General features: G+C 48.4%; 16 protein-coding genes. 10 read left to right on the forward strand and 6 right to left on the reverse strand.

Annotated features, from left to right (window positions below):
• Positions 1–11 precede the first annotated feature (11 nt).
• Complete coding sequence (locus tag RB297_RS03540; RefSeq protein WP_375119754.1) at positions 12–626, forward strand: DUF421 domain-containing protein; 615 nt, start codon at positions 12–14, stop codon at positions 624–626.
• 389 nt (positions 627–1015) lie between these two features.
• Here the strand turns inward: RB297_RS03540 and RB297_RS03545 are convergent, their stop codons facing one another.
• Genes RB297_RS03545 through RB297_RS03555 form a run of 3 tightly spaced genes read right to left on the reverse strand, consistent with a single transcriptional unit; the run spans position 1016 to position 4992 of the window.
• A complete protein-coding gene (locus RB297_RS03545; RefSeq protein WP_375119755.1) occupies positions 1016–2107 on the reverse strand; it encodes a GerAB/ArcD/ProY family transporter in 1092 nt (363 codons plus the stop codon).
• Positions 2108–2141: 34 nt separating this feature from the next.
• Complete coding sequence (locus tag RB297_RS03550) at positions 2142–3359, reverse strand: Ger(x)C family spore germination protein (protein ID WP_375119756.1); 1218 nt, start codon at positions 3357–3359, stop codon at positions 2142–2144.
• Positions 3360–3393: 34 nt separating this feature from the next.
• The gene (locus RB297_RS03555) at positions 3394–4992 is read right to left on the reverse strand and encodes a spore germination protein (protein ID WP_096773614.1); all 1599 of its coding nucleotides are present in this window, start codon (positions 4990–4992) and stop codon (positions 3394–3396) included.
• Positions 4993–5264: 272 nt separating this feature from the next.
• Here RB297_RS03555 and RB297_RS03560 point away from each other — a divergent pair, with 272 nt between their 5' ends.
• From RB297_RS03560 to RB297_RS03575, 4 genes are all read left to right on the forward strand, one after another.
• Positions 5265–5816 carry a GNAT family N-acetyltransferase gene (locus RB297_RS03560; protein ID WP_096773615.1) on the forward strand — a complete coding sequence of 184 codons (552 nt, stop codon included), beginning with the start codon at positions 5265–5267 and terminating at the stop codon, positions 5814–5816.
• A gap of 278 nt (positions 5817–6094) precedes the next feature.
• The gene (locus tag RB297_RS03565; RefSeq protein WP_375119757.1) at positions 6095–6364 is read left to right on the forward strand and encodes an SGNH/GDSL hydrolase family protein; all 270 of its coding nucleotides are present in this window, start codon (positions 6095–6097) and stop codon (positions 6362–6364) included.
• Between the two features lie 20 nt (positions 6365–6384).
• Positions 6385–7416 carry an AraC family transcriptional regulator gene (locus RB297_RS03570; protein WP_096773617.1) on the forward strand — a complete coding sequence of 344 codons (1032 nt, stop codon included), beginning with the start codon at positions 6385–6387 and terminating at the stop codon, positions 7414–7416.
• A gap of 66 nt (positions 7417–7482) precedes the next feature.
• Positions 7483–8277: an SDR family NAD(P)-dependent oxidoreductase gene (locus RB297_RS03575; RefSeq protein WP_096773618.1), complete on the forward strand. Its 795-nt coding sequence runs from the start codon at positions 7483–7485 to the stop codon at positions 8275–8277.
• A gap of 97 nt (positions 8278–8374) precedes the next feature.
• On the opposite strand, the gene tatC is transcribed toward RB297_RS03575, so the two are convergent.
• The 3 genes from tatC to RB297_RS03590 are packed head-to-tail and all read right to left on the reverse strand — an operon-like array spanning position 8375 to position 9992.
• Positions 8375–9112 (reverse strand): twin-arginine translocase subunit TatC, encoded by a 738-nt coding sequence (gene tatC / locus RB297_RS03580; RefSeq protein WP_096773619.1) that lies wholly within the window; start codon positions 9110–9112, stop codon positions 8375–8377.
• Positions 9109–9294, reverse strand: a complete 186-nt coding sequence (tatA, locus tag RB297_RS03585; protein WP_015735144.1) for a twin-arginine translocase TatA/TatE family subunit — start codon at positions 9292–9294, stop codon at positions 9109–9111. Before tatA ends, tatC begins: the two co-directional genes overlap by 4 nt.
• Positions 9295–9311: 17 nt before the next feature.
• A complete protein-coding gene (locus RB297_RS03590) occupies positions 9312–9992 on the reverse strand; it encodes a hypothetical protein (RefSeq protein ID WP_096773620.1) in 681 nt (226 codons plus the stop codon).
• A 123-nt stretch (positions 9993–10115) separates the two neighbouring features.
• On the opposite strand from RB297_RS03590, the gene RB297_RS03595 reads away from it, so the two are divergent.
• The 5 genes from RB297_RS03595 (at position 10116) to RB297_RS03615 (ending at position 15332) form a co-directional block, all read left to right on the forward strand.
• A complete protein-coding gene (locus tag RB297_RS03595; RefSeq protein ID WP_375119758.1) occupies positions 10116–10877 on the forward strand; it encodes a gluconate 2-dehydrogenase subunit 3 family protein in 762 nt (253 codons plus the stop codon).
• A 30-nt stretch (positions 10878–10907) separates the two neighbouring features.
• Positions 10908–12620: a GMC family oxidoreductase gene (locus tag RB297_RS03600; protein ID WP_096773621.1), complete on the forward strand. Its 1713-nt coding sequence runs from the start codon at positions 10908–10910 to the stop codon at positions 12618–12620.
• Between the two features lie 32 nt (positions 12621–12652).
• Entirely contained in the window at positions 12653–13033 is a 381-nt protein-coding gene (locus RB297_RS03605) for a c-type cytochrome (RefSeq protein WP_096773622.1), read from the forward strand.
• A 125-nt stretch (positions 13034–13158) separates the two neighbouring features.
• Positions 13159–13872: a lipase family protein gene (locus tag RB297_RS03610; protein WP_375119759.1), complete on the forward strand. Its 714-nt coding sequence runs from the start codon at positions 13159–13161 to the stop codon at positions 13870–13872.
• Between the two features lie 107 nt (positions 13873–13979).
• On the forward strand, positions 13980–15332 hold the full coding sequence (locus tag RB297_RS03615) for an amino acid permease (RefSeq protein ID WP_213578524.1): 1353 nt from the start codon (positions 13980–13982) through the stop codon (positions 15330–15332).
• Positions 15333–15437: the final 105 nt, after the last annotated feature.

Raw genomic sequence — 15437 nt, forward strand, 5'->3', positions numbered from 1 at the left:
GAGTTAAGCGTATGAGTGAGGTTTGGTCCGAGGTTTGGAAGTCCCTTGTATTAATCATGTTTGGCATGTTGGTGCTTCGAGTATCTGGTCGTAAATCAATATCTCAAATGACAGTTCCAACGACAATAGCGATGATATCGATTGGTACCATTATTGTACAGCCCATTGCAGATGAAAATATACTCATTACCATGATAGCAGCCGTTGTTTTCATAATCGTATTGATCCTTGTTGAATTCATGCAGGTGCGCTGGAATACACTTGAAAAATGGATTAAAGGACCTGCTATAATTGTGATCGAGAACGGCCAATTTGAATTGCAAAACATGAAAAAATTAAGATTAACGGTTGACGCGCTTGAAATGAAACTGAGACAACAAGGAATATCAAAACTTAGCGATGTTAAGACCGCAACGATCGAACCCAACGGTCAACTTGGATACGAACTTCAAAATCACGCCAAGCCTGTTACTATTAATCAACTTGAGCAATTGTTATCCCAATATTTTAAAGAACCAGGAATCCAAGATGAAGTTCATGGCGCAATTCATCCTACCTCGGATACAAATTTTTTCGATGAGATCAAAATGGGAGAAAAGCATGTTCAAGATAAGCAGCTGCAATAAAATTGGATCTTAATAAATTTGTTTGAGACTGGCGCTGAAGCCGGTCTTTTTTATTACTAAAGCTGTTGTCAAAAAGCACAAAATCAAGGCTCATTCATCCGATGATCGTGCTAGAATATCCCAGTTTTGCATGCATCCATATCCGCTTCATCGCACCGTCAGGAAATATAACGAATCCCATTCTTTCGTTCTTCTTCAGAGAAATCGCTGGTTATACGAGAAAAATCTAAGCGGCTGGCCATATCACCGTTCACGGTTGATCAGTCTTTCAGGGCAAACGAATGTATGTGTTAGGTGTTGCCACTACTCCACTTCCGGAAAAATTTATGTTTGTCGACTGTGTGGATGACCGCTTCAAAGCTCTAACTGGCAATTCTAAGAGCCTCCGATCAGCCGGATTTGGATGAACGACCTCCTTTGATTAATATAATCAAAGCAAGTAGCAATGGCAGTCCGATCTGAAAGATGGGAAAGTGGTATTTCAAATTTTGAGCGAACCCGATCCAGATATGATAAATAAAGTTCGGGGAAACGAACGATATGGTAAAGATGATAGCACCCACGATCACGGTGGTTTTTTTATGGCTGATTTTGACCAGACTGGAGAGACCGAGTACGGCACCGAGGTAGAATGCGGTCATTTTTACGAAAATGCCGATATAGATCAGCAAGATGATCAACGGGTCCAAACGCTCCAGAAAATCGGCGATTTCGATGAGACGAACCGACCGGAGCAGCGGAAAAGTCGATATGCTCGTTATGGAGGGATCCAATATCGCAAGGTTTAATATGTTGAATATCATTAAAAAGATGCCCACGAATATGTAGGAAGACAAGGATGTCTTGGACAGCGTTTTCTTATCATCGAAATGATTCCAAAACATGAGAAAGACCACAATTTGACCGAACGGAAAACTGATCACCTCCGGCAAAGCTGCTTGCAGCACCGGCCGGATTCCGTTTTCAAGCATGGGCATAAGGCGGTCAAGGTGAATGATATTCGAACCGATGAACATAAGAACGATCAAGATATATCCGATCATCGTAAAAGGAAGCAGAAATTCCGTGACGCGAAAGAATACCTCAATGCCTTTCCAAACGGCATAACCGGACAGCAAGACCATCAAGAGAATCAGGATGAACAGCGGTGTGCTGGGGAGAAAGGAGATATTGATGATGTCCGCGAATTCGCGGGTATTTCGCATGGATTCATACGCAAAATAAACGATATAGGATGCAGTAATAAGGGAGCCCAAATATTTCCCCAAATGCCGATTTAGAATTTGGGGAAGTGCATGCTCCGAATTTTTGTTCTGGATATAGAGGTAGACGCACAACAGCAGCAATCCCGCGAGCATGGCAACCAGCACGACCAGCCAAGCATCTTGTTTAGCTTCAATCCCCAGCTCATACAATGGGGTGCTGCCGATCATAAACAAGATGGTCATGGCTATGATTTGGTATTTACCGATCTTCTCCATTGGGGACCTCCTTGTTATAGGTATCGATTGCGGTCTATTTATTGGGTTCAATTAGATTCGAGAAGGGTTTATTGATCATATTCGTGTGCTCCACGTTGACTTCAAGATTCAGGTCGAGTTCCAGCTCCTGAAGCGGATGCTCCAACTTTGAAAGGCGTTTGCTGGCCGGCGTATATCTTCTGTGAATCATATCCAAAAAACCAACCACATCCACATTCAAATCCTTCATCCTTTTCCACGTAGCCAAGACTTCTTCCTTGATCTGCTCGGCTATCGCTTCCTCGAGTTTCGAAATGACTTCCGGTTTCGTCAAATCCATCGTACAGCTGGTTTCATCAAGAGCCCCCTTGGTTTGAATATGGACCATCATGTTGACTGAACCGTTGACCAATCTGGGATCTACCCGAGTCGAGGAATGGGTGACGCGGTAACTCGATAACCGGGTTGCGTCTTGATCGCTGCACGGGGTAACAATGATCAGGTTTTTGACGCTGTTCGAAAGCCAAGCGACGCCTCTGCTTTCTCTTCGCTTCATCCATCCGACCAGTCTGTCTCCCCGAAATACGCCTAAATCCCCAAGTTTGAGTACCGCTTGATTGCGGGTCGACTTTAAGGCATCCAAGGTGGATTGCTCCTCTTGATTGCCGGACACTCTCAACTCGGGTGCCATGGCGCTTTGGTACGGATTGGCGACCATGGATGCAAAATCGATCAATTTAATATTTTTCACCTGGGACAGATTTTCTTGCCCTTGCGTAATGACCCGTTGAATCGCATTGCCCGATATTTTCTCCAACGGAATAAGCACTTCCAACAGATTGGAGGCTTTGTCCTTGGTCAGTAGAACCGACATGGTTTCCCGGCTTTCCATGGGGCGGAGGAAAAAATCAAGGATTTGTTGTACGCCTGTGTTCCGAACGACTTGTTCATTAATAATCAATATGGAGTTATGGGCGAAAAACAACGCGCGCGGCGCTTCTAAATTCGCGTTCTGCATGGCTTCGCGAATGGTCTTGCCCCTGGTGGAGAAGATGGTGATCGGTGATTGACTTCCCCCGGATCCACCACCGGTCTGGGTGGCGATGGACTGCGGAATGACGACTTGGAAGGAGATGATCCATTCGTCTTCGCTGCGGTCTATGGACGTCGCCGAGACAATGCTAAGCGAGTTTAACTCTTTACTGTCCCAGCAACCGTTGAGAAGCAACGAGGCGGTCATCATGAGAATCAGGAGTTTAAGCTTCCGGTTCATCTGTTCTTCACCTCCGACTTATACCGTTTGTATACTATTTGTTACCATCGGAAGGCGATGGGCGCTGGTTCATTTTTTGCCGTTTCGCGTTTTTACGATTGATTAAGGTGGGTCTTGTCACCATGGCCCACCATGGAACTCGCACCAGCACGTCTTTTTGGTCTAACGGGATAAATGGAGCGAACGGCGTAAGATACGGCAAACCGAATGATCGCAAGCCGGCTAGGTGGATCAGCATGGCGAGTAATCCTGCCATAATCCCAAAGAGCCCTAAAGTTGCCGCCAATATCATAAAACCGAATCGGAGCAGTCTGGCGGAGTTGGCTATGCTCACGGAAGGCGCAACAAAGCTCGCGATGGCGGTAAATGCAACGATGATCACCATGGCAGCTGACACTAAACCTGCCTGTACAGCGGCTTGACCCAGTACTAATGCGCCTACGATGGATATCGCAGAACCCATCGCCCTGGGCATGCGCACACCGGCTTCCCTTAATACTTCGAACGTAATTTCCATCGCCAAGGCCTCGACAACGGCGGGAAAAGGGATGCCTTCCCGCTGTGCTGCAAGGCTGATTAGCAGGGTCGTTGGCAGCATTTCTTGATGGAATGTGGAGATGGCAATATAAAGCGAAGGAAGAAGCATCGACACCACAAAGGAAATGATGCGCAACAGGCGCAAAAAAGTGGCGATATCGAACTTTTGGTAGTAGTCTTCGCTCGATTGAAACAATTTGAATATGGTGATGGGAGCAATCAGCGCAAACGGTGTCCCGTCAACCAAAATGGCGATTTTCCCTTCCAGGATCGCACCTGCGATAGCATCGGGGCGCTCCGTATTGGTGATGGTAGGAAAGGGGGTGAACGTTGTATCTTGTATAAACTCTTCGATATACCCGCTCTCCAGGATGCTGTCGGTATCGATCCGGTCTAAACGATTCAATATTTCTTGTACGATCTTATCATTGGCGATGCCATTCAAATACATAACGGCAACATCCGTTTGGGTGATGCGGCCAATCTTACGATCCACGATCCAGAGGTTCGGGCTTTTAATCTTCCGACGGATCAAGGCGGTATTCGTGCGGATATTTTCGGTGAAACCTTCCTTCGGGCCCCGAACGACGGTCTGGGATTGAGGCTCTTCTACTCCGCGTTCTTCTCCTCCAATAGAGCTGGCGATAACGCCATGAGAGGATCCGTCGATGAGAATGACAGTATTGCCTTCAAGGATGGCGGAGATCAATGGCTCCATATGCTCCAAATCGCTGATGCTGCCAATGGATAAGAACCGGTTTTTGATAATGGACAAGATTTCTGCAGGGTCAGAGGTATGCAGCTCTTCGTCGTAATCCTTTGAGGTTAAGGATTGCATGATCGAGTGATTGATGGTGAGCGTATCAACCAATCCATCGATATAAATAACGGCTAGGGTATGATCGCTTCCAAGCATATGACTTAGGGTGCGAATGATGATATCCCGGCTATGGCCGGTTTGTTCCCGGATTCTATGTAAATTCTGATCCAAGCGGTCGGATAGACGAGAGGCTTCGGCGGTTTGCTTCGTTTGTCCATTATGCTGAAGCAGGGCCGTATTCGATGGTGGTTGCTTTGTTCGTTTAAAAAAAGCCACGGGATCAGCTCACTTTGACAAGATTCATACGATCTAAAGTTCCCTAAATCTGGTTTAATATTCTTTGGGCGAACCGCTCGAGATCGAACCGGCTATCGTCTCACTTCTCGGAAACCGTTAACCCGTCCGATCTCATCGCTTTTGTGAATTTGCGAGGCAGGTTAGTTTAACTATAAGTGTTTTATCGTCTGCACAGATCGGCGAATCCATGGTACTTTATAGTTAGCTTGGATCTCTCGAATAAGTGGAAAAAAACTTGGAGGCGTAAGGTAATGAAAAAAAGGCTTGAAACACGGATCGAAGGGGACCGCATTGTGCTCCGTCCCGTAAGGGAAGATGAATTTGATGTATACTTCGAATTATTGCAGGATGCGGAGTCTAACCGATTAACGGGAACACAGCAGACGTTCACCAAGGATTCGATTGCGGCTTGGATTCATAACATCGGATACGCCCATGAGGATCGCCTGGATATGATGATTGCGGAGAAGGAATCGGACGAATTAATCGGAGAAGTGGTCCTGAACGAAATCGACCTCAACAATCGCAGCGGCAATATCCGCATATCAATCTCCGGTCGGCACAGCAATAAAGGATACGGCACGGAGGCCTTGAAGCTTATGCTGCGTTATGGTTTCGAAAGTTTACGTTTGCACCGAATCGAGTTAGGCGTATATGCGTTTAATCCCCGGGCCATCCATGTCTACGAGAAGCTTGGTTTCAAACGGGAAGGTACCCTGCGAGACTCGCTATATTGGGACGGAACATTCCATGATATGATTGTAATGTCGATTCTGGAGGAAGAATATCGGCAGCTGCCATAGCCATTCCTGTATCCTTATATCATATTACGTAAGAAGTCGCCAGAATCGGCGACTTCTTTATTTGCTATTATAATTGGAGGTTCTTTTAATCAGATGTCGAGAAGCGAAACCTCTTGGGGCTCTCTTTAGTGAGTTATTCAAACAACTAACAATAATGTATAACAATTCAACCTCAGTTGTTAAATCTAGGAACCAGCCTCCGATACACTGGTCAAGGTAGAGGGAATTTAGGTACAATAGCTAAACAATCTCATTATTTAAGATTGGAGATAGCGACTATGGAGAATCAGAGAAAAACCATATTATTTCAAGGTGATTCGATAACCGACGGCAATTGGGGAAGAAACCACGGTTCAATCGTTCGGCAGCTGGCAGAGGAATATCTCACGCTTTTTGTTCCTTTGCAGGAAGTATTCAACCAATCAGCCCAAAACGTTACGGCGGAATACTGGTTATGGGACGGTGTTCATCCTACGGCAGCGGGACACCAGTTGTTGGCCAGGGAGTGGTTAAAGACCGTCCAGCAAAGTGACTTGTGTATCCGATGATGAATAGTAGTTCTATAGATATGAAGTCTCATGTGTCCGCCCGGATTAAACTCCCTCCGGGATTTTGGACAGGATTAAGACAAATGGGGATTGCCGCTGAGGACGTGGCTCGCAAAGCGCGCTTGCCGCTTGCGATCATCACTGGAGCGGAAGTCACCACCGCCCAATACTTCGCGATTTGGCAGGCGTATTCCGATCTCGTGGGTGATCTGGCCAAAGGCATCGTCGAGCTTGCAACCGTCTTTGAAACGGCGAAGTACCCGCCTACCGTCTTAGCGACTTACCACGCTCGTGACTATCGCGAGGCTTTATATCGAATGTCCCGGTACAAGCAGCTTTGCCCGCCTGAAGGTTTGCGTATCACCGAGGAGGGCGAGCTCTGCACGATTGATCTGGAGTGGGGGAACAGCCTGCAGACCGGTCCGCCGATGCTGGTCGGAATCACGCTGGCATATCTGCTTGAGCTCGGACGCCGGGGGACAGGTCAACCGTTGAGGGCAAGACTCGTGGAATTTTCCGAGCCTATGGGCGATGTAGAGACTCTTGAAGCTTATTTTGGCTGCCGAATCCGGTTTGGCGCAGCACGCAATCGGCTCTCGCTGCTTCGACAAGATCTGGACCGTCCCTTTATTTCTTACAATGAAGAGCTGCTGGAGATCCTGACTCCCGCCCTGGACCGATCGCTTGATGAACGGCGAAACAGCCGTTCCGTTTCCGATATGGTCAAATGGATCTTGAAACGCTGCCTCATGGGAGGGCGCCACGACATTCACGTTGTCGCGAAAGAAATGGGGATGAGCGACCGTACCCTGCAGCGCAAGCTGACAGATGAAAACACGAGCTACAAGCAGCTGTTGACACAAGCCAGACATGAGCAGGCGATCGAGTACTTGGCAGACCCTTCTATCGATATTAAAGAAGTGGCGTTTTTGATTGGTTATGCAGACCAGAACTCATTCTACCGCGCGTTCCGCATGTGGGAAGGCGATACCCCTTCGAATTGGCGCGCTGCAAATGGCGCGAGAAGCAAGAACTTTGGCGCCATAGGCTAGTTACCCGTCTATCCATTCAAGGTAATATAATCATGATCCAGATTGCAAAGGAGAAATGTTTATATTATGGATATGGAATTAAACAATAAAACAGCGTTGGTTACAGGCTCTACGAAAGGGATAGGCAAAGCGATTGCCATGGAACTTGCCAGAGAGGGAGCCCATGTTCTCATTAACGGACGAAATGATGAAGAGGTTGAACGAACCGTACAAGAAATAAAATCGAAATTTCCGAATACCTCTCCGCAAAAGGCAACCGCCGATTTGGTGGATATCGGTCAACGGGAGGCTCTATTCGTAAAATACCCTCATGTTGATATTTTGGTTAACAATATGGGGATATACGAAATCATGTCGTACGAGGACGTTGACGATGAAGTATGGGAGACGTACTTCCGTACCAATGTGCTTGCTGCAAACGGATTAACCAAATTTTATTTGCCTGGCATGCTGAAGAATGATTTTGGCCGCATTATCTTTATGGCGAGCGAAGAAGCCGTGATGCCTTCCGGACAAATGCCGCAGTATTGCATGACAAAATCCATGCTGTTATCCTTGGCCAAAAGCTTGTCCAAATTAACGAGAGGAACCGAAGTTACCATCAATACGATCATGCCGGGACCGACTCTCTCCGAGAACGTGCAGCATATTATCGAGGGTATATACGCGAATGAAGATATGACCTTTTCGGAAAAAGAGAAGGCATTCATGGCCGCAAACCTGCCACAATCTGAAATTCAACGATTCATTAGGCCTATTGAGATTGGCAGATTGGCAACATTTTTATGCAGTCCTTATGCTTCCGCGTTTAGAGGCTCTCCTATTCGTATGGATGGGGGAATGGTTCCGACCATTTTCTAACGTTCATGAAATAACAATGTTGGCTTCAAACGACAAAAGCTTGGGATCCCAATAGGAGATCTCCAAGCTTTTTTGTTGTTTTGCAATAACAAAGGTGTTACTCGCTTATGAGCTCCAGCTTGTTCAGCCTTTTGTGGTACACCATGCGAGACAGACCGATGCTGATCTCATATAAGAGGAACAGCGGCACGATGACGAGAATATCCGACACAAAATCCGGCGGCGTTATGGTGACGGCTGCAACCGTCAGCAGCAAATAGGCAATTTTCCGCATTTTCGATAAGCGCAGCGGATTCAGAATGCCGATCGACGTTAAGAACATGATGACAACCGGCATTTCGAACAGAACGCCGAACGGTACGGTCATATTGATCATGAAGCGGAAGTATTTTTCGGCGGTATAAGCCGTAATGAAATGATTCGAGAGCGAATCCAGGAAGGACAGGACCATAGGGTATACGATAAAGTAGCCAAAGGCCAGACCTGCGAGGAAGAGCCCCCCGATTGCGGGGATATACGCCAAAGAAGCCCGGCGTTCCACGGTGCTCAGACCGGGGACGACAAATCGCCATACTTGAAAGCCGGCTACCGGCATCGTCACCGCAAGGGCGATCACGCCGGCGATCATGAAGTATACCCATATCACATCCGTCGGTCCCAGCACTTGGAGCTGCCCTTCAACGTCGCGAGTCAGCATTTCATACAGCGGCTCCACATATAGAAAAGCAGCACAAAGGGCCACCAAGAAGGTGCCCAATGTGATGAGGATCCGCTTGCGGAGCTCCGTTAAGTGCTCTAATAGATGCAGCTCCTGCTCCTGTCCCTGCTCGGTCATTTCAATTTATCTCCGTCTTGGATATCTTCCGCTGAAACCAGTTCCCGCGTGGAGTTCTTGAATTCGCTGAGCGTTCGGCCGAAGGCCCGTCCTAGTTCAGGCAGCTTCGAAGGGCCGAAGATAATCAAGGCGATCAACAAGATGAGAATCAATCCTGTCACGCCGATGTTTCCTAGTGGCATATGCTCAACTCCTTTAGCTATTTTTTATCCGAAGCCATCCGAAGCAGCTCCGAAATATCCCTGGCTATCGACTCGTCGCGCGGCGAATCATGCAGCTTCGTGGCAATGCGGTCTATCAGCGCAGGGGCTTGCGGATTGGTCACCGTTAGAATTTGCACTTCTTCATTAAACATCTTCTTCACTTGCTCTTTGGCTTGCGACATATTATCGTTGTCCACGGCCTTGACTCCCATTACACCTTCGTTCGGCTCACCTTTGCCCGACATTCCTTCCGTCTGACTTAACACCTTCTTCTGCATGCTGTCATAGTGGTTGGAAGAAACCTTTGATTCTGCGCGTGCCAGGACAATCGTGTCATTCAGGACAAAAGCCTTCACTCCGTCAATGCCTTGACCTGCGAGTCTTGACTGTACGTGGGAAGAGACGCCGCCTTCATGCAGGCTGGATGAACCGATCATGCTGTAGACGGACATGCCCATACCGCTTGTGGTTTTGCCTTGGACGTTGGTTGTTTCGGTTTTCGGCCCATGATAGCTCGGAATCACATCGGCACTGTGCAGGTGAACGGTGTCGGCATTACCTGGCTGGGTGGACTGCGCGTTTTGTTGATTGTCTGTTTGATTCAAGCAGGCTGTTAATGAAAGAAGCAGTACGGATCCCAGGAGGGGACCTTTCCACCTGCTCCAAAATGGTCTCATGAGCATTCGCCTCCATATCGGTAGTAATTTTATCATGCCCGGATGGAGAATAATGTATGAATGAAATTTTGATGGGGACAATACCCATTATTCAAAATGATGAAGAGTAGGGGTGCTGAAAGTTTGAGCGAACAAGACCAACAACAAACCAAACCAGCGAAGCCTGACGGCTCGCAGACGATGTCACGGCGGAAGTTCCTGAGAAACTCCGGTTATGCCGTGGGAGGTGTCGTGCTGGGCGGTGTACTCGGATATCTTCTGCCAAAGCAGAAAACTCCGCCTGCAGCACCGGCGCCTGCCCAGAATGAAAACAACTACAACCAAGCATTAATGTTCTTTAACCAGGAACAATACAGGATTACGGAGGCAGCCGTAGAGCGCATTTTTCCTGCGGATGACAATGGTCCTGGAGCCAAAGAGTTAGGCGCTGCATTTTTCATCGACCACCAGCTGGCCGGTGATTGGGGCTTCAATGCAAGAGATTATATGCAGCCCCCTTTCTATGTTGGAGAGAAAACGCAAGGCTATCAAGGCCGATTAAGACGGCGAGAGATATTCTATATCGGTCTCCGCGAGATTCAGAACTACAGTCAGAAAAAGTATCAAAAAGACTTCCCGAGCCTGGCGCCGGAGGAACAGGATGCCGTGTTAACCGCCTTTCAGAACGACGAGGTCAAATTGACTACGATCTCGGCCAGCGGGTTCTTCAACCTGCTTCGCAGCAGCACATTGGAAGGGGTTTACAGCGATCCCCTATACGGCGGCAATAAAAATATGCAAGGCTGGACGATGCGCCAATATCCGGGTAACCAAATGGTTTACACGAATATTATTGAGAAGAATTTCACCGTCATCCCGCCGAAGAGTTTAAAGGACCACCTATAACAGCTCATCCATAGCGAAAGGAGTACACAAATGGCCAAAAAATTACCGAAAACGGATGTTGTCATTATCGGCGTCGGCTGGGCTGGCGGGATTATCGCCTCGGAATTGACCAAGAAGGGTTTATCCGTCGTCGGTTTGGAAAGAGGTAAAGAAAGGGTAACGGAAGACTACTACATGGCTCACGATGAGCTCCGTTACGCGCTTCGGTACGATTTAATGCAGGACCTTTCCAAAGAAACGATTACCTTTCGCAGCACCGAAAAAATACGTGCACTTCCGATGAGGCAGTACGGATCGTTTCTGTTAGGGGAGGGACTGGGAGGAGCCGGCGTGCACTGGAACGGGCAAACGTTCCGCTTCCTGCCCTACGATTTTAAAATCCGGAGCATGACGGAAGAACGTTATGGGAAAGATAAAATACCGCCGGAAATGACGATCCAGGACTGGGGCATCACCTACGATCAGCTCGAGCCGTATTTTGATAAGTTCGAGAAGACAACCGGCATTTCCGGCGAGGAAAACCCCTTGGCAGGGAAACGTTCGAACCCGTACCCTACACCGCCCATGCTCCACACGCCATCCATGAAGATGTTTGCGGATGCTGCGAAAAACCTGAAACTCAATCCGTATACGGTTCCTTCTGCCAATCTGTCAGAAAGCTACACGAATCCGGATGGCATATCACGAGCCGCATGCCAGTATTGCGGATACTGCGAGCGGTTTGGCTGCGAATACGGAGCGAAAGCGGATCCTGTCGTTACCGTGATTCCTGTTGCGAAAAAAACCGGAAAGTTCGAAATCCGAACCCATTCTTATGTTCGAAGAATTCTGCATAAGGGCGGTAAGGCAACGGGCGTCATGTATACGGACCTCACGACCGGAGAGGAAATCGAACAACCGGCGGATATCGTAGTATCCACGGGATACGTATTTAACAATACCCGTTTGATGCTCCTCTCTAAAATCGGCAAACCATACGACTCGTCCAGCGGGTCGGGCGTGATTGGCAAAAACTATGCCTATCAGGTGATCAAGGGGAATGCCGCCGGATTTTTTGAGGATAAATTCAATTTGTTTGCCGGTGCGGGAAGCCTAGGTATGGGTCTGGACGATTTTAACGGCGACAATTTTGATCACTCGGACTTGAAGTTCATTCATGGGGGGAATATTGCCCACACCATAACCGGACAAAGACCCATTCAAAACAATCCGGTTCCGGAGGAATCACCGCGTTGGGGAAAAGAGTTCAAGGCGAATTCCTTGAAGTATGCAAACAGCGTGCTGTCCGTAGGCTCTCAGGGCTCATCAATGCCTTTCCGGCATCACTATCTGGATTTGGATCCAACCTATAAGGACGCATTCGGAGACCCGTTGATTCGAATCACGTTTGATTTCGAAGAGCAGGACCGCCAGTTGGCCAGGTATCTTTCCGATCGCTGCGCGGAGATCGTGCAGGAGATGGGAGGCCAGAACATTATGAAATTGAAAGAACTGGGACCTTACGAAATTACGACATACCAATCGACTCATAACACCGGCGGGGTGATTATGGGAGAGAACCCTGGCAATTCGGCCGTCAACAACTACATGCAAATGTGGGATATGGAAAATTTATTTGTGGTAGGCGCATCCGCGTTCCCGCATAATAGCGGCTATAATCCGACCGGGACTGTAGGTGCTCTTGCTTATCGCACAGCGGAGGGAATTCTGGAATACAGCAAAAAAGGCGGGCTGTTAGTATAGCTTGCATTATACAAAAGGAGGCAGTTTCAGAAATGTTCAAAAAAGGGTTACTGATTGTACTGCTATTGACAACTTTTGCTTTTGCAGCGGTAGCATGCGGTGGCAATAATACATCCGAGCCTGCTCCGGCTCCTGCAGAAAACGGCGGACAAGCTCCGGAAGGAGCAACCGGCGGGAATGCAACCAACGATGAAGCCATGACGCTGTACAATGCCAACTGCATGGCTTGCCATGCTACCGACTTAGGCGGAGGCGGAAGCTTTCCCAGCCTGCAAAACGTAGGATCCAAATACGATGCCAGCCAAATTGCGGGCATAATCACGAATGGGCGCAATGGAATGCCGGCGTTCCAAGGCAAGCTGACGGAAGACGAAATTAATGTACTGTCCCAATGGTTGGCTGCCAAAAAATAAGACGAACCGATTGAAAGAAAGCAGGACCCTCATGATACAATGCAGATACGGATGCATGGTAATCATGAGGGTTTATTATATTGTACAAGGAATTTTGAAACGATCTAGGAGGGGCTTTTAGAAACATGACAGAAGCATTTGTATCCCCCCATAGTACCTGTTCCCTGGATTGCAGTACGGTCGTTTGTTTTTTTGCCGGTGTCCTGATCTATCGGAATAACTTTGAAGACGCAGCCAGCGAGATAGCCCGAAGATACCCAAATGCCAAAATTGTGATGATCTTTCCTTACGGGATGGCCAACGGCAGGGAGGGGGCCGCTTTATTCCGTCTGTTGGCCCGGCAGCTTACTCAAGTCGGCTATGATCTGGCGCGTGAGCGCTCCCTTAGAGTAATCAACGCTGCGGAGATCCTCCGCGACCATGCCGCAGGCTCCGACCGCCTGATCCTGATCGGGCACAGTGCTGGAGGCGTAGTTGCCTACCGGACAGGATTATATATGAAAGAGAAGTTTGGATTGCAGAAAGTTCAGGTGTTTGCCGTGGGGTGTCCCAAATTCTATTTGAAGGACATCCCCTACAATAATCGGTTTACATATATCACGGGCCAGAATCCGGACAGGATCACCCAAATCGGCAGCTGGCGCAAACCCGGTTCGAGAGTGTACCGGGGAAGGCCGGGGCGTGAGATGCAATTGGATTTTAATCCGGATCATCAAGGATGGCGGTTTCATGCGTCCTATTTTCTGAAATCGGCCTGGACCGATTCGAACCAAACGTTCCGTACCAATTCGGAAGACCTAGTCTCCAAAATTCATGAATTGGATTCAGAGAATGAATAGTTGCCGTAATATATATTATGTAAACTAATAATTTCTTTTTGCTTCCTTTACCGAAAAGGTTATACTAATCATTGGGTTTATACGATCGTCATCAGGAGGATATGCATATGGCAATACAAGATGGAGATTCACTACAGAAGAAATTGAGGCCAAGGCATATCAGCTTTATGGCTATGGGCGGCGTCATCGGCACCGGCATATTTAAGGGAAGCGCCGAGACGATCGGTCTCGCCGGGCCTGGCGTGATTTTCTCTTATATCTTTGCGGGACTGCTGCTGTTGGTCGTCATGGGTGCCATGACGGAGATGGCTACGGTATATCCGGGGCGAAACATGAAGGACTTTGTTCGGCAAGCGTTCGGAGAGCGGGTATCCTTTGTCATGGGCTGGATGTATTGTTTTATGTGGCTGTCGGTTTGCGTGATCGAAGTGATTGCGGCAGGCAGCTTTCTGCAGTACTGGTTTCCCGACGTACCGCTGTGGATGCTGAGCCTGGCAAGCGCAGCGCTCATTATTCTCATCAATATGATGAGCGTGGGGAGCTTTGGCGAAGTGGAATTCTGGCTTGCGGGCATCAAAATCGCCATGATTATGATCTTTATCGTACTCGGGAGCTTACTGATGTTTGGAGTGATTCCGAGCTCCGATGCTCCGTTCCTTCACAATTTCACAGCGCACGGCGGGTTCCTGCCAAACGGATGGTTTGCCATCTTTTCCGCCTTGCTGGTCGTTACCTTTTCGTACGGCGGCTCCGAGCTGATCGGCCTCACATTGACAGAAACCGAGGATGCGGACAAAATCCTGCCGAAAGTCGTGCGCAATTTTATTTTACGGGTGATTTTGTTCTTCACGCTGCCGATTCTGATTATATGCGGATTGATTCCGTGGAACCAGCTCGGCGGAGAGGCGAGTCCTTTTGTTCAAGTGCTGTCGGCTACCGGGCTTCAGGGAACGGCCCACATCATGAATTTTATTCTCGTGACGGCCGTGCTGTCGGCAGCCAATTCCGGCATCTATGGCGCGACGCGCATGATTTATTCCATGGCAGCCGCCGGAGAGGCGCCAAAGAGCCTGGCCAAAACCACGAACAAAGGCATACCGCTTAATACGTTGAAACTCTGTGCAATCATACTATTAGCGGGTTCCTTGCTTGGACTGATCGCGCAGGACCAGCTGTTTCGGGTTTTGATGGCGGTCCCTGGCTTTGTCGTTGTGCTGGTATGGATCTGCATTTGTTTCTCGCAGCTGAAACTGCGCAAAGCTTATCCGAAGCAGCCCAGCTTTAAGGTATGGGGGTTCCCCTACATAACCGGGGTAACTGCCCTCTGCTTGTCAGTGATTGCGGTCCTGTTTCTTATTGACGGTCAGAACCGGGTCAGCATCAGCGTATGTCTGGCCGTTCTGCTGCTATTGGTTGTCTGGTCCATCATGAAATTCAAAAAAGAGAGCAGAGTCGGATAATTGAAGGATGACGGGCTCCAACTTCACGGCAATCGAACAAGCCGGACATGGTGTCATGATCCGGTTGCGAGCCGCATGGCTGCAAACAAGAAAACCTAAATTAGA

It is taken from the genome of Paenibacillus sp. CR_12 (genome assembly GCF_041953985.1).
Taxonomy (GTDB): domain Bacteria; phylum Bacillota; class Bacilli; order Paenibacillales; family Paenibacillaceae; genus Paenibacillus_AQ; species Paenibacillus_AQ lautus_A.